This window comes from Agromyces sp. NPDC004153, assembly GCF_053603635.1.
On sequence record NZ_JBSGFY010000001.1, the window covers coordinates 515,917 to 533,817 of the forward strand.

General features: G+C 71.2%; 15 protein-coding genes and 1 tRNA gene. 6 read left to right on the top strand and 10 right to left on the bottom strand.

Going from position 1 to position 17,901, the window contains the following annotated elements; translation table 11 throughout:
- Nucleotides 1-83 precede the first annotated feature (83 nt).
- Entirely contained in the window at nucleotides 84-2,039 is a 1,956-nt protein-coding gene (gene acs / locus ACWEOH_RS02455) for an acetate--CoA ligase (protein WP_452027940.1), read from the top strand.
- 81 nt (nucleotides 2,040-2,120) lie between these two features.
- Here the strand turns inward: acs and ACWEOH_RS02460 are convergent, their stop codons facing one another.
- Nucleotides 2,121-2,591, bottom strand: coding sequence for a RidA family protein (locus ACWEOH_RS02460; RefSeq protein ID WP_452027942.1), 471 nt, complete (start codon nucleotides 2,589-2,591; stop codon nucleotides 2,121-2,123).
- Nucleotides 2,591-2,818, bottom strand: coding sequence for a hypothetical protein (locus ACWEOH_RS02465; RefSeq protein WP_092676002.1), 228 nt, complete (start codon nucleotides 2,816-2,818; stop codon nucleotides 2,591-2,593). Before ACWEOH_RS02465 ends, ACWEOH_RS02460 begins: the two co-directional genes overlap by 1 nt.
- A 159-nt stretch (nucleotides 2,819-2,977) precedes the next feature.
- Between ACWEOH_RS02465 and ACWEOH_RS02470 the strand changes: the two genes are divergently transcribed.
- The 3 genes from ACWEOH_RS02470 to ACWEOH_RS02480 all read left to right on the top strand — a co-directional run bounded on the left by ACWEOH_RS02470 (nucleotide 2,978) and on the right by ACWEOH_RS02480 (nucleotide 6,646).
- Nucleotides 2,978-5,533 (top strand): transglycosylase domain-containing protein, encoded by a 2,556-nt coding sequence (locus tag ACWEOH_RS02470; RefSeq protein ID WP_452027944.1) that lies wholly within the window; start codon nucleotides 2,978-2,980, stop codon nucleotides 5,531-5,533.
- Entirely contained in the window at nucleotides 5,530-6,510 is a 981-nt protein-coding gene (locus tag ACWEOH_RS02475) for a metallophosphoesterase (protein WP_452027946.1), read from the top strand. Before ACWEOH_RS02470 ends, ACWEOH_RS02475 begins: the two co-directional genes overlap by 4 nt.
- A 59-nt stretch (nucleotides 6,511-6,569) precedes the next feature.
- Nucleotides 6,570-6,646: transfer RNA gene (locus ACWEOH_RS02480), tRNA-Pro, on the top strand.
- Nucleotides 6,647-6,755: 109 nt separating this feature from the next.
- Here the strand turns inward: ACWEOH_RS02480 and ACWEOH_RS02485 are convergent.
- Together ACWEOH_RS02485 and ACWEOH_RS02490 are read right to left on the bottom strand one after the other, a co-directional pair.
- Nucleotides 6,756-8,588 (bottom strand): glycoside hydrolase family 15 protein, encoded by a 1,833-nt coding sequence (locus ACWEOH_RS02485; protein WP_452027948.1) that lies wholly within the window; start codon nucleotides 8,586-8,588, stop codon nucleotides 6,756-6,758.
- 2 nt (nucleotides 8,589-8,590) lie between these two features.
- Nucleotides 8,591-9,892 carry a UDP-glucose dehydrogenase family protein gene (locus tag ACWEOH_RS02490; RefSeq protein ID WP_452027950.1) on the bottom strand — a complete coding sequence of 434 codons (1,302 nt, stop codon included), beginning with the start codon at nucleotides 9,890-9,892 and terminating at the stop codon, nucleotides 8,591-8,593.
- A 56-nt stretch (nucleotides 9,893-9,948) separates the two neighbouring features.
- Between ACWEOH_RS02490 and ACWEOH_RS02495 the strand changes: the two genes are divergently transcribed.
- Nucleotides 9,949-10,386 (top strand): VanZ family protein, encoded by a 438-nt coding sequence (locus tag ACWEOH_RS02495; protein ID WP_452027951.1) that lies wholly within the window; start codon nucleotides 9,949-9,951, stop codon nucleotides 10,384-10,386.
- Between the two features lie 6 nt (nucleotides 10,387-10,392).
- Here the strand turns inward: ACWEOH_RS02495 and ACWEOH_RS02500 are convergent, their stop codons facing one another.
- Nucleotides 10,393-12,210, bottom strand: a complete 1,818-nt coding sequence (locus ACWEOH_RS02500) for a DUF4012 domain-containing protein (RefSeq protein ID WP_452027953.1) — start codon at nucleotides 12,208-12,210, stop codon at nucleotides 10,393-10,395.
- 89 nt (nucleotides 12,211-12,299) lie between these two features.
- Between ACWEOH_RS02500 and ACWEOH_RS02505 the strand changes: the two genes are divergently transcribed.
- Nucleotides 12,300-12,740: a VanZ family protein gene (locus tag ACWEOH_RS02505; RefSeq protein WP_452027955.1), complete on the top strand. Its 441-nt coding sequence runs from the start codon at nucleotides 12,300-12,302 to the stop codon at nucleotides 12,738-12,740.
- Between the two features lie 29 nt (nucleotides 12,741-12,769).
- Here the strand turns inward: ACWEOH_RS02505 and ACWEOH_RS02510 are convergent, their stop codons facing one another.
- The 5 genes from ACWEOH_RS02510 to ACWEOH_RS02530 form a co-directional block, all read right to left on the bottom strand.
- On the bottom strand, nucleotides 12,770-14,245 hold the full coding sequence (locus tag ACWEOH_RS02510) for a sugar transferase (protein ID WP_452027956.1): 1,476 nt from the start codon (nucleotides 14,243-14,245) through the stop codon (nucleotides 12,770-12,772).
- 121 nt (nucleotides 14,246-14,366) lie between these two features.
- Nucleotides 14,367-15,452 carry a heparan-alpha-glucosaminide N-acetyltransferase domain-containing protein gene (locus ACWEOH_RS02515; RefSeq protein ID WP_452027958.1) on the bottom strand — a complete coding sequence of 362 codons (1,086 nt, stop codon included), beginning with the start codon at nucleotides 15,450-15,452 and terminating at the stop codon, nucleotides 14,367-14,369.
- 10 nt (nucleotides 15,453-15,462) lie between these two features.
- The gene (locus ACWEOH_RS02520) at nucleotides 15,463-16,077 is read right to left on the bottom strand and encodes a thymidine kinase (RefSeq protein ID WP_452027960.1); all 615 of its coding nucleotides are present in this window, start codon (nucleotides 16,075-16,077) and stop codon (nucleotides 15,463-15,465) included.
- Complete coding sequence (locus ACWEOH_RS02525) at nucleotides 16,078-16,779, bottom strand: response regulator transcription factor (RefSeq protein ID WP_452027962.1); 702 nt, start codon at nucleotides 16,777-16,779, stop codon at nucleotides 16,078-16,080. It abuts the gene before it with no gap.
- The gene (locus ACWEOH_RS02530; RefSeq protein WP_452027964.1) at nucleotides 16,766-17,896 is read right to left on the bottom strand and encodes a hypothetical protein; all 1,131 of its coding nucleotides are present in this window, start codon (nucleotides 17,894-17,896) and stop codon (nucleotides 16,766-16,768) included. The genes ACWEOH_RS02525 and ACWEOH_RS02530 overlap by 14 nt, the downstream gene beginning before the upstream one ends.
- Between the last annotated feature and the right edge of the window lie 5 nt (nucleotides 17,897-17,901).

Consider the following 17,901-nt stretch of genomic DNA (forward strand, 5'->3'; position numbering starts at 1 on the left):
CGTGTCCGGCGACGGGAGGTAATGTGCTGGTGGGGCAGGCGACCCAACCGATGCACCACTCGCGAAGGAGCGACCGGAGAACCATGACCGTTCAGATCGATCACGCACTCGAGGAGATCAGGCGCTTCCGCCCGAGCCCCGAGTTCGCCGCCCAGGCCGTCGCCGACAAGCACCTCTACGAAGCAGCCGCGGCCGACCGCCTCGGCTTCTGGGCCGACCAGGCCCGCGAACTGCTCCAGTGGGAGAAGCCCTTCACCAGCACGCTCGACTGGTCGAACCCGCCGTTCGCGAAGTGGTTCGACGACGGCGAGCTCAACGTCGCCGTCAACTGCCTCGACCGTCACGTGGCCGCCGGCATCGGCGACCGCGTCGCCCTCCACTGGGAGGGCGAGCCCGGCGACTCGCGCGACGTCACGTACGCCGAGCTCACCGACGAGGTGAAGCGCGCCGCGAACGTGCTCACCGAGCTCGGCATCGGCGAGCACGACCGCGTCGCCATCTACCTCCCGATGATCCCCGAGGCCGTCGTCGCGATGCTCGCGTGCGCGCGCATCGGCGCGGTGCACTCGGTGGTCTTCGGCGGATTCAGCGCCGACAGCCTCGCGTCGCGCATCGACGACGCCGAGGCATCCCTCGTCATCACCGCCGACGGCGGCTACCGCAAGGGCAAGGTGTTCCCGCTGAAGCCCGTCGTCGACGAGGCGCTGCAGAAGGCCGAGGGCGGCACCGTGCGGAACGTCCTCGTGGTCCGCCGCGGCGAGAACGACGTCGAACTGGTCGACGGCCGCGACCACTGGTGGCACGACACCGTGGGGGAGGCGTCGAACGAGCACGAGCCGAAGGCGTTCGGCGCCGAGCATCCGCTGTTCATCCTCTACACGTCGGGCACCACCGGGAAGCCGAAGGGCATCCTGCACACCTCGGGCGGCTACCTCACGCAGGCGGCGTTCACGCACCGGAACGTGTTCGACCTCCACCCCGAGCGCGACGTGTACTGGTGCACGGCCGACGTCGGCTGGATCACCGGCCACTCCTACGTGGTCTACGGCCCGCTCGCGAACGGCGCGACCCAGGTGCTCTACGAGGGCACGCCCGACACGCCGCATCCCGGCCGCTGGTGGGAGATCGTCGAGAAGTACGGCGTCACGATCCTCTACACTGCGCCCACCGCCATCCGCTCGTTCATGAAGCTGGGCCGGCAGATCCCGCACGAGTTCAACCTGCGCTCGCTGCGCCTGCTGGGCTCGGTCGGCGAGCCGATCAACCCCGAGGCATGGATCTGGTACCGCCACGTCATCGGCGGCGGCTCCATCCCCGTGGTCGACACGTGGTGGCAGACCGAGACGGGCGCCATCATGATCTCGGCCCTGCCGGGCGTCACCGACCTCAAGCCCGGCAGCGCGCAGGTCGCGATCCCGGGCGTCTCGGTCGACATCCTCTCCGACGACGGCGAGCGGGTCGACGGCGAGGGCGGCGGCCTGCTCGTCATCACCGAGCCGTGGCCGTCGATGCTGCGCGGGATCTGGGGCGACCCCGAGCGGTTCAAGGAGACCTACTGGGAGAAGTTCGGCGACAAGTACTTCGCCGGCGACGGCGCACGCCGAGACGAGGACGGCGACATCTGGCTGCTCGGCCGGGTCGACGACGTCATGAACGTCTCGGGCCACCGCCTGTCGACGGCCGAGATCGAGTCGTCGCTCGTCGCGCACCCCTACACGGCCGAGGCCGCGGTGGTCGGCGCATCCGACGAGACCACGGGGCAGGCCGTCGTGGCGTTCGTCATCCTGAAGGCCAGCCAGGTCTCGCACATCGACGACCCGGCCGTCGCGTCCGAGGAGCTGCGCAAGCACGTCGCGATGCAGATCGGCGCGATCGCCCGTCCCCGGCAGGTCTTCATCGTCAACGAGCTGCCGAAGACGCGCTCGGGCAAGATCATGCGCCGCCTGCTGCGCGACCTCGCCGAGGGCCGGCAGGTCGGCGACACGACGACGCTCGCCGACACGTCCGTCATGACCGCGATCACCCGCCAGGTGCAGTGACCCGGCCCTGAGACACGGATGCCGCGGCCGGGAGCATTCCCGCCGCGGCATCCGTCGTCTCGGGCGCGTACGCCCGCGCGACTACGCGAACTCGACGATGAGCTCCACCTCGACCGGCGCGTCGAGCGGCAGGACCGCGACGCCGACCGCGGAGCGCGCATGGCGTCCGGCGTCGCCGAAGACCTCGCCGAGGAACTCGGACGCGCCGTTGACGACGCCCGGCTGGCCGGTGAACGACGGGTCGGATGCCACGAAGCCCACGAGCTTCACGATGCGGGTGATGCGGTCGAGCGAGCCGAGCTCGGCGCGCACGGCCGCGAGCGCGTTGAGCGCGCAGGTGCGTGCGTACTCCTTGGCGTCGTCGGCGGGGACGAGCCCGTGCCCGTCGCCGACCTTGCCCGTCGCGGGCAGGGCGCCCGCCGTGAACGGCAGCTGGCCCGACGTGTAGACGTAGGAGCCGCTCACGACCGCGGGCACGTAGGCGGCCACGGGCGGGGCGACCTCGGGGAGCTCGACGCCGAGCTCGGCGAGCCGCGCCTCGACGGCGGCCATCAGGCCTCTCCCTCGAACTGCTTGGCGGCCTGGGCGGCTGCGGCGGCGCCGGCGGATGCCGCGGCCGACGACTCCCCGCCGACCGGGCGCTTGAGGTAGGCGACGAGGCCGCCCTCCGGCCCCTGCACGACCTGCACGAGCTCCCAGCCCTCGGATCCCCAGTTGTTCAGGATGGCCGCGGTGTTGTGGATGAGCAGCGGGGTGGTGATGTACTCCCAGGCCGGCATGCGATTCCTCGTCTCTGATACGGGGTGGAATGGATTCGATGCCGATCGGATCGGACGGAGACCGGCGTGTCGGCAGGCGAACGCGACCAGCGGCCCGCATAGCGGGTTTTGCCAGCCTTCTTTGTTAAGCTCCACTATATGTCTGCCCAAAAACGTACGATGAGCGACGTCGGCACCGGGATCCTCGGCTTCGTCGGCCTCAGCGCTCTCGCCGGCGTTCTCGTCACCGCTGCGGTGACCCCGGCACTCGCCGTGACCGGCATGGCCGCGAACAACGGCATCTCCATGTTCGAGAACCTCCCCGGGTACCTCGAGATCGACGAGCTCTCGCAGAAGACGGACATCTACGCCACGCAGCCCGACGGTTCGGCGGCGCTCCTCGCATCGTTCTTCGACGAGAACCGCGAGGAGGTCGCCTGGGACGCGATCAGCCAGTACGTGAAGGACGCCGCCGTCTCCGGCGAGGACCCCCGGTTCTACGAGCACGGCGGGGTGGACATCCAGGGCACCATCCGCGGTGCCGTCAGCACCTACATCCTCAACAAGGACGTGCAGGGCGGTTCCTCGATCACGCAGCAGTACGTGAAGAACGTGCTCATCAACAACGGCGTGCGCGAGGCGACGACCGAGGAGGACAAGCAGGCGGCCTACGACGCGGCCACCGAGACCTCCCCCGAGCGCAAGCTCAAGGAGATGCGCTACGCGATCGCCCTCGAGAAGAAGTTCTCGAAGGACGACATCCTCAAGGGCTACCTGAACATCGCCGCGTTCGGCGGCCGGGTGTACGGGATCGAGTCGGCGGCGCAGTACTACTACGGCACCACGTCCGCGAACGTCACGCTGGCCCAGGCCGCGAGCCTCATCGCGATCGTCAACCACCCCGAGAAGTTCCGCCTCGACCAGCCCGAGAGCGTGGAGAACGGCGCCGCCACGGTGAACGACAAGGGCGAGCCCGTGCCGTACGCCGCGAACAAGCAGCGCCGCGACTACATCCTCGACGAGATGCTCAAGGGCGGGAAGATCACGCAGGAGGAGCACGACGCCGCGATCGCCGAGCCGGTCGCGCCCGCCATCCACGAGCCCAGCACGGGCTGCGTCACCGCACAGGGCAGCGCGTACTTCTGCGATTACGTCAAGAACATCATCCTGAACAACTACGACGACCCGAACACTCCGGAGGTCGACGAGGGTCGCCAGCTCCTGCAGACCGAGGGCCTGCAGGTCTACACCACGCTCGACCTCGAGCTGCAGAACAAGGCCGAGACCGCGGTCGCCGAGAACGTGCCGTTCGCCGATCCGCGCTTCGACGTGGGCTCCGTGGCGGTGGGCGTGCAGCCGGGCACCGGCCGCGTGCTCTTCATGGCGCAGAACAAGAAGTTCACCGAGGATCCCGAGGTCGCGGCGACGAGCCCCGAGTTCACGTCGATCAACTACAGCACCGACCATGACTACGGCGGGTCGGCGGGCTTCCAGCCGGGTTCGACCTACAAGGTGTTCACGCTCGCCGAGTGGCTGAACGAGGGCCACTCGCTGCGGGAGACGTTCAACGGCGCCCGCCGGGGGTTCACGACGTTCAACAACAGCTGCGAGGGCGGCACGTTCCAGGTGAGCCCCGCCTGGAACCCGCGCAACGACGACGGCCGCGTCGCGAACAACGCCGTCGACGCGACGGCGTGGTCGGTGAACTCGAGCTTCGTCGCGATGGCCTCCCAGCTCGACCTCTGCAAGCTCAAGCAGACCGCTCAGGCGTTCGGCGTGCACCGCGCCGACGGCGCCGAGCTCGGCATGAACCCCTCCGACGTGCTCGGCACGCAGGAGGTCGCCCCGGTCACGATGGCGGCGGCGTTCGCCGGCATCGCCAACAACGGCCTCACCTGCACGCCCATCGCCATCGACAAGATCGTGAAGGCCAACGGCGAGGAGATCGCACCGCCGGCGTCGACCTGCACGCAGTCCGTGACCCCCGAGGTCGCGCACGCGATGGAGTACGCGATGCAGCAGACCTTCGCCGGCGGCGGCACCGCCACGGCGTCCGACCCCGGCACCGGTGTTCCGCACATCGGCAAGACGGGCACCACCGACAACGCGTTCGACACCTGGATGATCGGGGCGAGCACCAAGGTCGCCACCGCGGTCTGGGTGGGCAACGTCACGGGTGGCGACAACCGCACGAACCTGCGCGAGACGAGCTTCGACTCGGGCAGCGCCGCCACTGCACGACACCGCATCTGGCCGGCGATCATGGAGGTCGCCGACAACAAGTACGGCGGCGACGACTTCCCCGCGCCCGACGAATCGGCGTTCAAGCAGGTCCTCGTCGACGTGCCGCAGGTCGCCGGACTCTCCTTCGAGCAGGCGAAGGCGGCGCTCGAGGCCGCGGGCTTCGTCGTCGAGGACGGCGGCCAGCAGGATTCGAACCAGCCGGCAGGCACGGTCTCCGGGACGGACCCGTCCGGCCAGGCCGGCAAGGGCTCGACGATCCGGGTGTTCACGAGCAACGGCAAGAGCAATGGCACGACCGTTCCCGACCTCACGGGCATGAACGTCGTCCAGGCCAAGGCCGCGCTCGATGCGGCCGGCCTCAGGATGAAGGGCGGCGGCGGCAACCCGACGGGAACGGTGACGAGCCAGGACCCGGCGCCGGGCACCTCCGTCGATCGCGGCGACGAGGTCACCGTCAACTTCGACGGCGGCAACGCACCGGGGAACGGTTGAGTCCCCACCCGCTGACGCCCGCCGCGCGGATCGCCATCGCGATCGGCGCGGCGGGCGCCGCCGCGTTCGCGTGGGGTTCGCTCGTCGAGCGGACGCGCTGGACGCTTCGCCGCGCCGACGTGCCCGTGCTCCCGGCCGGGGCCGAGCCGGTGCGGGTGCTCCACCTCTCCGACCTGCACATGGCGCCATGGCAGCGCGACAAGCAGGAGTGGGTCCGGTCGCTCGCGGCGCTGGAACCCGACCTCATCGTCGACACGGGCGACAACCTCGGCCATGAGCGCGGGCTCGACGGAATCCGTCGCGCGTTCGAGCCGTTCGCCGGCATCCCCGGCGTGTTCGTGAACGGCTCGAACGACTACTTCGGGCCGTCGCTCAAGAACCCGTTCACGTACTTCGGCGGCCCGTCGGGCATCGTCCAGCGGGCGAAGCGGCTCGACATCGGCGCGCTGCACGCGTATTTCGCCGAACTCGGATGGCGCGATCTCGACAACACCGCCACGAGCCTCGACCTGCGCGGCACCCACTTCGAGTTCTTCGGCGTCGACGACCCGCACCGCGGGTACGACCGCCTCGACCTCATCACGGCCGCGATCGACGAGCTGCGCGCCGACGACCCGCTCGGCGACGAGCTCTGGCCCGACGCGGCATCCGTCGTCGCCGAGCGGCGGCCGACCGTCACCGTGGGCGTCGCGCACGCGCCGTACCAGCGCGTGCTCAACTCGTTCGTGAACCACGGCGCGCAGCTCATGCTCGCCGGGCACACGCACGGCGGGCAGGTGTGCGTGCCGGGCTTCGGCGCCCTCGTCACGAACTGCGACATCCCGCGGCAGCAGGTCAAGGGGCTGAGCCTCTGGCGGCACGGGCTGCGCACGGCGTACCTCAACGTGTCGGCGGGCCTCGGCACGTCGATCTACGCGCCGGTGCGCTTCGCGTGCCCGCCCGAGGCGACGCTGCTCACGCTCGTCCCGGCCGCGTAGGCGCGTGGTCGGGCGGCCGGGTTTTTTCGGCTATCCTTGTTGAGGCCCGACAGGGCCACCGGGGTGTGGCGCAGCTTGGTAGCGCGCTTCGTTCGGGACGAAGAGGTCGCAGGTTCAAATCCTGTCACCCCGACCACCAGGAGCCCCCTCCCGCGCGGAGGGGGCTCCTGTCGTCTCCAGGGGCGCGCTGACGGCGTGTTCACGGCCGATGGCAGTCCGGGTCCCGACACGTCAACGAACAGCGCTCAGCGCCGGCAGCTCCGTGCGACGCTCCGGCTCGCGCCCGGCGCCGCGACTCCGCGGACGTGCGCGATCGCGTCGGCCGCGCGCACCAGCGCGAGGTGCGTGAGCGCCTGCGGCATGTTGCCCGCCTGCCGACCCGAGAGCGGATCGGCCTGCTCGGCGAGCAGCCCGAGCTCGCTGCGGAACCGCAGCAGCCGGTCCATCAGCTCGACGGCATCGTCGAGCCGCCCCGTGTGGGCGTACTGCTCGACCAGCCAGAACGAGCACGCGAGGAACGCGTTCTCGTCGCCGGGCACGCCGTCGACGTCCGCCTCCGTGCGGTACCGGCGAAGCAGCCCGTCGCGCAGCAGCGACGCCTCGATGCGGGCGACGGTGCCGAGCATCCGCGGGTCGTCGTACGCCACGTACCCGACCTGCGCGAGCTGGAGGAGCGCCGCGTCGACCTCGGTCGTGCCCTCGTACTGCACGTAGCTTCCGATCGACGCGTCGTAGCCGCCTCGCTCGATGCGGTCGGCCAGCCCGGCCCGCACGCGGCGCCACTCGTCGACCGGTCCGTGCCGGCCGTCGGACTCGACGGCGCAGATCGCCCGGTCGAACGCCGCCCAGAGCATCGCCCGCGAGTGCGTGAAGTGGCGCTCGGGCCCGCGGATCTCCCAGATCCCCGAGTCGGGTCGGTCGAGGTGCCGCTGCGCCTCGCCGAGCAGTGCGACCTGGAGCGACCACGAGAAGTCGTCGTCGTCGAGGCCGACGTGGCGCGCGGCGTCGAGCGCGATGAGGACCTCGCCGAAGATGTCGGCCTGGTATTGGCCGGATGCCGCGTTGCCGATGCGCACGGGCGCGCTGCCCGCGTAGCCCGGCAGCTCCGCGGCCTCCCACTCGGGCAGCCGCCGCTCGCCGGCGACGCCGTACATGATCTGCACGTCGGCGGGATCACCCGCGATCGCCCGCAGCAGCCACTGCCGCCACGCCTCCGCCTCGTGCGTGAAGCCGTGGTGCATGAGCGCCTCGAGCGTGAGCGCCGCGTCGCGCAGCCACACGTAGCGGTAGTCCCAGTTGCGCGAGCCCCCGAAGTCCTCGGGCAGGCTCGTCGTGGCGGCCGCGACCACGCCACCGGTGTCCGCGTGGGTGAGCAGCCGCAACACGAGCAGCGAACGGCGCACCGCCTCGTCGTAGACCCCGGGCGGCACCGCCATGCGCATCCACGCCTGCCACCATGCAGTGGTCGTGGCCAGGGCCGCGTCGACGTCGAGCGGCACGGGCATCGGGCGCTGCGCGGGGAACCAGGACAGCTGCAGGTCGACCGTCTCCCCCTCGGCCACCTCGAATGCGCCGACATGGCGATGGTCGCTCCGCGAGAGTCGCGGACCGTGGACGACGAGCGCGTCGGGCCCCGCGACGCCGCAGACGGCGGGTGCGGCATCCGTGCCCAGCTGGCGCATCCAGGGCAGCGTCGCGGCGTAGTCGAACCGCACGCGCAGCTCCTGCTCCATGCGCACCCGGCCACGGATGCCGCGCACCCGCCGGATGACGTCGCACCGTTGATCGGAGCCGTCGCCCATCGGCATGAGCTCGGTGACCTCCACCTCTCCGTCGGCCGTCGCCCAGCGCGTCACGAGCGTGAAGGTGTCGGTCTCGTACTCCCGGGTCGCGTTCGCCGCGGCATCCGCGGGCCGGAGGCTCCACCGGCCCTGCTCGGGGTCGCCGAGGATCGCGCCGAAGACCGATCCCGAGTCGAAGCGGGGCGCGCAGAGCCAGTCGATGGAGCCGTCGGAGCCGACGAGCGCGACCGTGCGGCAGTCGCCGATGGCCGCGTACTCCTCGATCGGCATCGGCATGATCAGGGCCGGCCGAGTCCGCGCACCTGCCAGCCCGCCGCGCGCCAGGCCTCGATGTCGAGCACGTTGCGCCCATCGATGATGCGTCGCTCCGCGACCAGCCGCCCGGTCTCCACGGGGTCGAGGGCGCGGTACTCGCGCCACTCCGTGACGAGTACGACGAGGTCGGCGCCGGTGAGCGCCTCGCGCGTCGAGGTGGTGTAGTCGAGCTGGGGATGCCGCATCCGGGCGTTCTCGACGCCCTCCGGATCGGTCGCGACGACCTCGGCGCCCAAGCCCTTCAGGTGCACGGCGACGTCGAGCGCGGGCGAGTCCCTCACGTCGTCGGAGTCGGGCTTGAACGTCACCCCGAGCACGGCCACCTTCTTGCGGAAGGCCGAGCCGCCGAGCACCTCGAGCGCGAGGTCGACGACCCGCTGGCGCTGCCGCATGTTGATCGCGTCGACCTCCTTGAGGAACGCGAGCGAGTCGCCGCGCCCGAGCTCCTCGGCGCGCGCGGTGAACGCGCGGATGTCCTTCGGCAGGCAGCCGCCGCCGAAGCCGACGCCGGCGTTCAGGAAGCGGCGTCCGATGCGCGCGTCGTGGCCGATCGCATCGGCGAGGGCCGTGACGTCGGCACCCGTCGCGTCGGCGATCTCGGACATCGCGTTGATGAACGAGATCTTGGTGGCGAGGAAGGCGTTGGCCGCGACCTTCACGAGCTCGGCCGTGGCGTAGTCGGTCACGATGCGCGGGGTTCCGGCCTCGATGGCGGCCCGGTAGACCTGGTCGAGCACGGATGCCGCGCGCTCGTCGGCGACGCCGTAGACGAGTCGGTCGGGCTCGAGCGTGTCCTTCACGGCGAAGCCCTCGCGCAGGAACTCGGGGTTCCACGCGAGGCTCGCGTGCGGGGCCTCATCCGCGAGTCGCGCGGCGAGCCGCGCCGCGGTGCCGACGGGCACGGTGCTCTTGCCGACGATGAGCGATCCCTCGGCCAGGTGCGGGAGCAGGCCCTCGAAGGCGGCGTCGACGTAGCGCAGGTCGGCGGACGTGCCGCCGATCGTCTGGGGCGTGCCGACCGCGAGGAAATGCACGTCGGCGCCCGCGGCATCCGCGACGTCGGTGCTGAACCGCAGCCGGCCGCTCGCGGCGGCCGAGGAGAGGATCTCGGGCAGGCCCGGCTCGAAGAACGGCGGTCGACCCGAACGGAGCGCCGCGATCTTGCGCTCGTCGACGTCGATGCCGACGACGTCGTGGCCGAGCTCGGCCATGGCCGAGGCGTGCACGGCCCCCAGGTACCCGCAGCCGATCACCGAGATTCGCATGCGTCTCCTTCCGGCGGCGCCCGACCGCGCCGTGTCCATTCTGGCAGGCTGGGGAGATGGTCGTCTCCGCACGAGCACGCGGGTGGGCCGCGATCCTGCTCGCGGCCTACGCCGCGCTCGCGGTGTTCGTGCTGCTCGTGCCGAGGCCCATCGACCGCGGGTTCACGCCCGTGATCCGCCGGCTCATCGCATCAGGGCAGCAGCACGGCCTTCCGGAGTGGTTCGACTACGACTTGGTCGAGTACGCCTCGCACGCGCTGCTCTTCGTGCCCGTCGGGATCCTCGCGGTCGTCGCGGTCGGCCGCAGCCTCGCCTGGATCGCCGTGCTCGCGGCCCTCGTCCTCGGCGCCGCGGTGGAGTTCGGGCCGACGCTGTTCGACGAGGGCCACGTCGCATCGGGGCTCGACCTGTACCTCAACGAGCTCGGCGTGCTCGCCGGCGGGGCGGTCGGGTACTGGGCGCTCGAACCCGCCGCGGCATCCGACCGTCGCTAGCCGGGCTCAGCCGCAGGGCGCGTCGCTGGTCGTGACGTTCGTGGCGTTGATCATGGGCGTCGTGCGCACCTGCGTGGGCCCGTAGTCGCCGGGGGTGCCCTGGAAGGTGGCCCGTACGAGCGCCGTCTGCCCGTTGTCGAGGTGGACCGTGAACTTCTCGACCGGCCGGTTGAGGTCGACGACCGAGGGTCCGGTCGTGGTCTCACGGCCCGGCTCGGGCACCTCGACCGAGGCCGTTGCAGCGCCGATCGGGCCGTAGAGGAACACCTCGGTGATGTAGTGGTCGTAGAACGTGCTGTCGATGTAGGTCGGGAGCTCCAGGTCGCCGGGAATGTCGAACCGCAGCCGCGTCTCCACGGTCCAGGTCGGAGCGTCGGGGTTGCAGGTGTTCGTGGTGACGGTCGCGTCCGTATGCAGGTAGTAGTCGATCTTCGACGACGAGCGGTCGCGGTAGTACACGCCGACCACGGTGGCACCATCGTTCCCCTGCGGCAGCACGCCCTGCAGGCGCGTCCCGTCGAAGAGCTCCTGCGTGGCGGGGTCGGCGCTCCACATCATGAGCGATCCCCGGTTGGCGGCGTCGATGACGGCGTCGGCCATCGCCCAGATGTCGTACTCGGCCGACATGACGCGCGCGAACACGGCGGATGCCGCGGCGGCGAAGTAGGCGTCGGATTCCGCGCCGCCCTCCGGGAACCGGAAGTACGCCTCGTTGAGGAGCTTCGAGACGACGTTCTCGCTCGTGAGCTGCTCGCCGTCGGGCATCGTGACCGGACCGGTGACCTGCAGCAGCCGCGACAGCGCGATCGGGTCGACGGAGGCGACGACGTCGGGGGTGATGCCCTTCGTGCGCTGCCAGTTCGCCGAGATGATCGCGGCCGCCGTGGGGAAGTCGGGACGGCTCGTCGCGGCGTTGAGGTTGTCGAGGAAGATCGAATCGTAGAGCTGCTTCGCACTGTCGTCGACGGCGAGATCGATCGGCTCGCCGATCGGGAAGTCGGTGCTCGAGACCTGCTCGGCCATGTCGATCCTCCCGTTGTCGACGCGCAGGAGGGTCTGGGCGGCCGGCCCGCCGCCCAGCGCAGCGGCCTCGGCGTTGTTCAGGAAGGCGAGCACCACGGTCCTCGGCCCGTCGATGCCGAGCAGGGCGCCGACGCCGGCGAGCGCGCCGTTGAGCTGCGGGATCGCCGCCTCGGCGGTGCCGAGCATGTCGTCGAACCGGTCGACCGCGTCGCCGACCTGGCCGATCGTGGCGCTCGTGTCGATCGACTGCACCTCGTCGTGCAGGTCGGTGATGAGCTCCTGGGCCGTCGTCGAGATCTCGGTGGCCTCGCGCAGCGGCGCGAGGTCGAAGCCGCCCGTCGCGGGATCGCGCGTCAGCGCGAACGAGCCGGCGAGCGTGGAGGCGGGGGTGACGACCTCGGTCGAGATGTCGTCGACGCCCTCGGCGATGATGCGCACCGCCCGGAAGTTCTCGCCCACGACGGGGATGAGCTCGCCCATGCGCCACAGCGGCTGCGCCGTCGGCTCGACGGCGGACTGCGCGGAGGCCTCGAGCCCCTGGGCGATCGCGGGAAGGTCGGCCAGGCGTCGCTCGGTGGCGGCGGTCTGGAACTCAGCGACCGCCGAGCTCGCGTCCTCGAGGTCGGCGCGCACCGACATGGCGTCGTCGTACAGCGACCACGCGGCGATCCCGCCGCCGATGAGCACGATCGCGAGCAGCGGCCAGACGATGACGTGCACGATCCACCGGCGGCGCCGCTTCGGCGCACCGCTGCGGGAGCTCTGCCCCTCCTCGGCTTCGAACAGCTCGGTTACCGTCACGAGGCACCAGCATAGACGTGGAAGGTCTCGAAACGATCTCGCGTTGCGGCCGCGGTGGCGCGGCCGGGACGGGCGGCTAGCCTGAGGCGGTGGACGCCGACGCGATGGAGCCGCCGAGGGCCTCGCGACGCGTGGCCGGCGCGCGGATCGTGCTGGTGCCGTACCTGGTGCTCCTCGCGCTCGTCGTGCTCCTCCCGGCGCGCCAGGCCGGCCGCGTCACGGGCATCGTCGGCTGGATCGCCGAGGCCCTCGCCACGATCGGCGTCCCACGGGAGCCCGCGGCGATCGTGCTCGAGTTCCTGGCGAACGTCGCGCTGTTCACGCCGCTCGGCGGGCTCCTGGTGCTCGCGTTCCCCGGTGTCCGCTGGTGGGCCGTGCTCCTCACGGGCTTCCTGCTGAGCGTCGGCATCGAGCTCGTGCAGCTGGCCATCCCGTCGCGCGTCTCCGCGGTGTCGGACGTCGTCGCCAACACGGCCGGGACCGCCGTCGGCCTCCTGCTCGTATGGCGCCGAAGGGGCGAACGTCGCTGAGGTCGGCGAACCGGTCGCCGAGCACGCGGTCAGTACGCGCCCTCGGCCCGGGCGACCGAGCGGATGGTGCGGTACAGGATGATGATGTCCCCCGTGAGCGACCAGTTCTCGACGTAGTACAGGTCGAGGCGGACGCTGTCCTCCCACGAGAGGTCGGAGCGCCCCTGCGTCTGCCAGAGCCCCGTGATGCCCGGGCGAACGAGCAGGCGCCGCCTCGTCCACTCGTCGTAGCGCTCGACCTCGGTCGCGAGCGGCGGGCGGGGCCCGACGAGCGACATGTCGCCCTTCAGCACGTTCACGAGCTGCGGGAGCTCGTCGAGGCTGTAGCGGCGCAGCACCGCGCCGACGCGCGTCACCCGCGGGTCCGAGCGGAGCTTGAAGAGCACGCCGTTGCCGTCGGTGCGGTCGAGCAGCGTGGGCAGCTGCGCCTCCGCGTCGACGACCATCGACCGGAACTTCAGCATGTGGAACCGGCGGCCGTTGAGGCCCACCCGCTCCTGGCCGTAGAACGCCGGGCCGGGGCTGTCGCGCCGCACGAGCAGCGCCAGCACGAGGAAGAGTGGGCTCAGCACCACGAGCGCGATGAAGCCGACCACGAGGTCGAACGCGCGCTTCGCCGCGTACTTGCGGCCCTCGAACTCGGGGTAGTCGACTTGGATGAGCGGCAGGCCGGCGACCGGCCGCGCGTGGATGCGGGGGCCCGCGACATCCGTCAGCGCCGGGGCCACGATGAGGTTCGTCGACGTGGCCTCGAGCGCCCAGCCGAGCTGGCGCATGCCGCGCGGGTCGATCGTGTCGGCGCCGGTGAAGACGACGGTGTCGGCGCGCGCCTCCTCGAGCACGCGCGACAGGCTCGTGTAGTCGCCGAGCACCGGGATGTCGGGCGCGAGGTCCTGCTCGGCGGTGCCGCGCTCGGTCAGCGCGCCGACGATGACGATGCCCGAAGCGCCCTCGCGCGCCATCTGCTCGGCGACGTGCACCGACTTGCCGCGCTCGCCCATGAGGATGGCGCGGTGCGAGAACTCGCCGGCCGCGCGGCGGCGAAGCAGCCACTTGCGCCACGCCCACCGCGCGAGCAGGAGCAGTGCGAGCCCGAGCGGGAGTGCGACGAGGAGGTAGCCGCGTCCGACCTCGGACTGCAACAGGAACGCCGCGATGGCGAGCACCGCGAAGACGCGGATCGTGGCGTCGGTGATGCGCTTGTACTCGCCGGTGCCGGCGCCGATGATGTTGCGGTCGCGCGTGGCGAACAGCGCGAGTGAGACGAACCAGCCGAGCACCAGGATGGCCGACACCAGCGTGTAGCTGAGCTCGTATGCGCCGCCCTCCCAGCCGGGGATGCTCAGCACGTCTCCTGCGGTGCCGAACCGGATGAACTGCGATCCGTAGACCGAGACGACGATCACGATGAGGTCGGTGATGAAGAGACGCTGCGCGTAGGCGCGCTGCCACGCGGCGACGACCGCAGCCGGTGAATCCAGCGACGTCTGCCGGGTCAGAGTCATTGTCCCCCTCCATGCCGCCCTCGGACGCGGGTGCACGGAAGGGCGAGCCCCACCGTTCGGGCGGCGAGCATGGCTCAGATTACCCCGTTCGGGTCCCCCGAAGAGAGGACCGGTTCGGAAGTCACCCCCGAAGTGGGGACCCTTCGACCTCGGCGCGGTCGCGACCGCTCGCCCAGCGGAGGGCTCGTTCGAGCGGACCACGCCCGAGATACCGCCGCCAGAGCCATGCGAACACCATCGATCCCACCACGAGCCCGATGAGCAGGAGCCACGAATCGTCGGTCAGGAATCCGTTCTCGCGACGCTTCGCCAGCGAGATCACCACGAGGTGGATCGTGTAGACGCTGAGCGGCATGAATCCCATCGCGACGACCGGGGACAGGATCGTGCCGGCGACCCGGCGCACCCCGGGTCGCGCCAGCTCGAGCAGCGTGAGCGTCGCTGCGACGACGACCAGGCCGACCCCCGTGTTGCCGAGCGTCTCGAGCGACGCGCGCAGCGGAACCGACCATCCCGCCTCGGCCGCGACCTCGGGGGGCGGCAGCAGCGTCGAGAGCGCCAGGAAGACGGATGCCGCCGCCGTGCCGCCGAGCGCGACGAGGCCCACGACGCGCGGCGAGGCGAGGTCCATGCGCGCGAGGGCGAGCCCGATGAGCATCACGGGCACCCAGACGATCACCGGGTACGCGCCGCCGACGATCCAGTCCGAGAGGAACTTGAACGGGGTGTCGCGCACCTGGGCGACGAACTCCGTGCGCGCCCCGAGCTCCGCGAGCGCGGGCGTCACCGCGAGCAGGCCCGCGCCCAGGCCGAGCGCGGCGCCGGGGCGGATGAACAGCAGCGGCAGCATGACGAGGAACGCGACGCCGTAGACGTCGAGGATGATGAACACGAGCGGGCTCAGCGTGGCCCAGATGACGAAGCCGAGCGCGATCAGGATCACCGACCGGATGGCGATCTGGCGACGCAGCTCGGGCCGGCCGTCGACGATCGGGCGCGTCCCGCCCGAGATGAACCCGAGTCCGATGCCGGCCGTGAGCGCGAAGAGCAGGCGCGGCCGATCGTCGGCGAGGGCGATGAACTCCGCCGCCTGCAGCGACTCGACCGCCGGGGAGACGTGCGCCACGAACATGCCGATGAGCGCCAGCCCGCGGGCGGCGTCGACGCCGTCGACGCGTCGTGGCATCCGCTGGGCGACGTCGGTCATGACGCCACGCTCAGTGACGGCCGTTCAGCACGCCGCCGCTCTCCTCGAGGTAGCAGACCCCGCAGAGCGACTCGTAGGCGACCTGTTCGCCGTCGATCGCGACCTGGTCGCCGTCGAAGACGAACCGGCCACCGACGCGGCGCGCGTTGAAGATGGCCTTGCGGCCGCAGCGGCAGATGGTCTTCAGCTCCTCGAGGCTGTGCGCGATCTCGAGGAGGCGGCGGCTGCCCGGGAACGCGACCGTCTGGAAGTCCGTGCGGATCCCGTAGGCCAGCACGGGGATGTCGTCCATGAGCGCGATGCGCAGCAGGTCGTCGACCTGGTCGGACGTGAGGAACTGCGCCTCGTCGATGAGGAGGCAGCTGACGTCGCGGCCGTGCTCCTCGATCACGTGCGTGCGGTGGTGCTGGAACGCGTCGAGCACGTCGGCGTGGGGCTCGATGGTGAAGTCGACCTCGCGCACCACGCCGAGCCGCGACACGATGTCGCGGTCGCCCTTGGTGTCGATCGCCGGCTTCGCCAGCAGCACCCGGTGGCCGCGCTCCTCGTAGTTGAAGGCCGCCTGGAGCAACGCCGTCGACTTGCCGGAGTTCATCGCCCCATAGCGGAAGTAGAGCTTCGCCATCTACTCGAGCAGTCCGTCCTCCGCCGCACGGCGGATCAGCTCGGACTTGCGGCTCGCGGGCCGGCCGGCGCGGGAGTACTTCTCGCGGACGCGCCGCAGGTAGGTCTTCGCGGTCTCGTAGCCGACGTCCATGCGCTCGGCGACCTCGACGGTGCTGTAGCCCTGGGCGTACAGCCGCAGCGCCCGCTCCTCGGCCGGGCTGAGGTGCGCGGAGTCGGTGTCCTCGGTCGTCGCGGACTCGGTCGCGTCGATCGCCCGCCCCGACGACCCGCGCCGCAGCCGCTCGCCGCGCGCCACCCGGCGCGCCAGCTCCGCGAGCTCCCCGGCGGGCAGCGTCTTCGAGACGAAACCGGCAGCACCCGCCGAGATGCAGCGCTCACGGGATGCCTCGTCGTCGAGCGCACTGACCACGAGCACCTTCGCGCCGGCCGCACGACAGGCGCGGATGCGGGACTCGATCGACACGTTGTCGGCGAGCTGGAGGTCCATGAGCACGAGGTCGACCGGGAACTCGGGGCTGCGGATGAGGTCCATCCAGTTGGTGGCGCGGAGCACCACCGTGAAGTCGGGGGCGTTGTCGGTGAACCAGGTGGCGAGGCTGTCGACGATGAGGCCGTGGTCGTCGAGGAGCGCGAGACGCACGGGCGACCCCGGGGCGGGCTCGCTCGGAACGGTCGTACTGCCGGGCTCACTCGATGACATGACTCAACTCCACGCTGACATTCTCTCGCGTCACGTCGACTTCCGCTCGCATCGACACCGCACGGGCGACGGCGGCGAACCGGTCGAGGTCGCGACGGCTGGGCGGATCGGCGCCCGGCTCGGCCACGACGCCGATGCGACGCCGGCGCGGGTCGACGGCGACCGACACGCGCATCGCGGACGACCGCCCGCCCTCGCCGAGCCACGAGATGAGCGCGGTCAGCGCCGAGCGCTGGTCGTCGTCGAGGTCGGCGGCGGCACCCTCGGGGTCGTCCACGACGACCGGGATGTCGCGCGACGCCCGGACGGTCGCGGCGAGGTCGTCGAGCCAGGTCGCCTCGATGCCCGCCTTGAGCGCGCGGCGCAGCGCCTCCGCGAGCTCGCGTGCACGGTCGGCGTCGGCCACCGAGATGCGATCGGCGGTCATCACGCCCGCGAGGAACGGCAGCACCTCGCGTCCGAGCACCGAGATGCGGCTCTGCTGCACCGAGCGGGCGATGCCCGCCCGGAGCTCGGCGTCGCGTCGGAGCGCCGCGCGATTCGCCTCGCGCTGCCATGCGAGGGTCTCGTCGACGATGGCGTACGAGTAGCCGGCGGCCGCGGCCGACAACGCGAGCACCGCCGCCGAGTTCACGGCGATGAGCGCGCCGATCGGCACCGTGTTCATCGTCGCCGTCGCGGAGCCGACCACCAGGATCGACAGCACGGCCGCCGAGAGGGCTCCGGCGAGCAGCAGCGAGGTCCACGTGCAGTACGGGGCGACCGAGAGGATGAGCATGCCGATGACGATCGGCCCGTAGTCGTCGTAGAGGTAACGGTCGGCGCCGATGGTCGAGACGTACTCGGCGATCGCCGCGCCCACCGCCAGCGCGACGACGAGCCACAGCCGGTCGGCCGTGAACGGGGCGAACTGCGGTGCCGCCGAGATCGCCGCCGTGAGACCCGCCATGCCGACGAGGAGGATGCCGAGCGCGGCCGCGAGCGGGGAGCCGACCTCGTGCCAGTGCGCGACGGTGAGCGCGATCGACACCGCGAACGCGAGCACCGCGCCGATCGCGACGATGGGCGCAGCCGTGATGCCGCCGATGGGGTCGGCCTCCTGCTGGGTGAGGCGCATCCGGC

Bases quoted from the DNA above. Each gene is read 5' to 3' on its own strand.
- ACWEOH_RS02485 (WP_452027948.1), bottom strand. From the start codon at position 8,588: ATGCCGATGCCGATCGAGGAGTACGCGGCCATCGGCGACTGCCGCACG.
- acs (WP_452027940.1), top strand. From the start codon at position 84: ATGACCGTTCAGATCGATCACGCACTCGAGGAGATCAGGCGCTTCCGC.
- ACWEOH_RS02510 (WP_452027956.1), bottom strand. From the start codon at position 14,245: ATGACTCTGACCCGGCAGACGTCGCTGGATTCACCGGCTGCGGTCGTC.
- ACWEOH_RS02490 (WP_452027950.1), bottom strand. From the start codon at position 9,892: ATGCGAATCTCGGTGATCGGCTGCGGGTACCTGGGGGCCGTGCACGCC.
- ACWEOH_RS02515 (WP_452027958.1), bottom strand. From the start codon at position 15,452: ATGACCGACGTCGCCCAGCGGATGCCACGACGCGTCGACGGCGTCGAC.
- ACWEOH_RS02470 (WP_452027944.1), top strand. From the start codon at position 2,978: ATGAGCGACGTCGGCACCGGGATCCTCGGCTTCGTCGGCCTCAGCGCT.
- ACWEOH_RS02530 (WP_452027964.1), bottom strand. From the start codon at position 17,896: ATGCGCCTCACCCAGCAGGAGGCCGACCCCATCGGCGGCATCACGGCT.
- ACWEOH_RS02525 (WP_452027962.1), bottom strand. From the start codon at position 16,779: ATGTCATCGAGTGAGCCCGGCAGTACGACCGTTCCGAGCGAGCCCGCC.
- ACWEOH_RS02465 (WP_092676002.1), bottom strand. From the start codon at position 2,818: ATGCCGGCCTGGGAGTACATCACCACCCCGCTGCTCATCCACAACACC.
- ACWEOH_RS02495 (WP_452027951.1), top strand. From the start codon at position 9,949: ATGGTCGTCTCCGCACGAGCACGCGGGTGGGCCGCGATCCTGCTCGCG.
- ACWEOH_RS02520 (WP_452027960.1), bottom strand. From the start codon at position 16,077: ATGGCGAAGCTCTACTTCCGCTATGGGGCGATGAACTCCGGCAAGTCG.
- ACWEOH_RS02460 (WP_452027942.1), bottom strand. From the start codon at position 2,591: ATGGCCGCCGTCGAGGCGCGGCTCGCCGAGCTCGGCGTCGAGCTCCCC.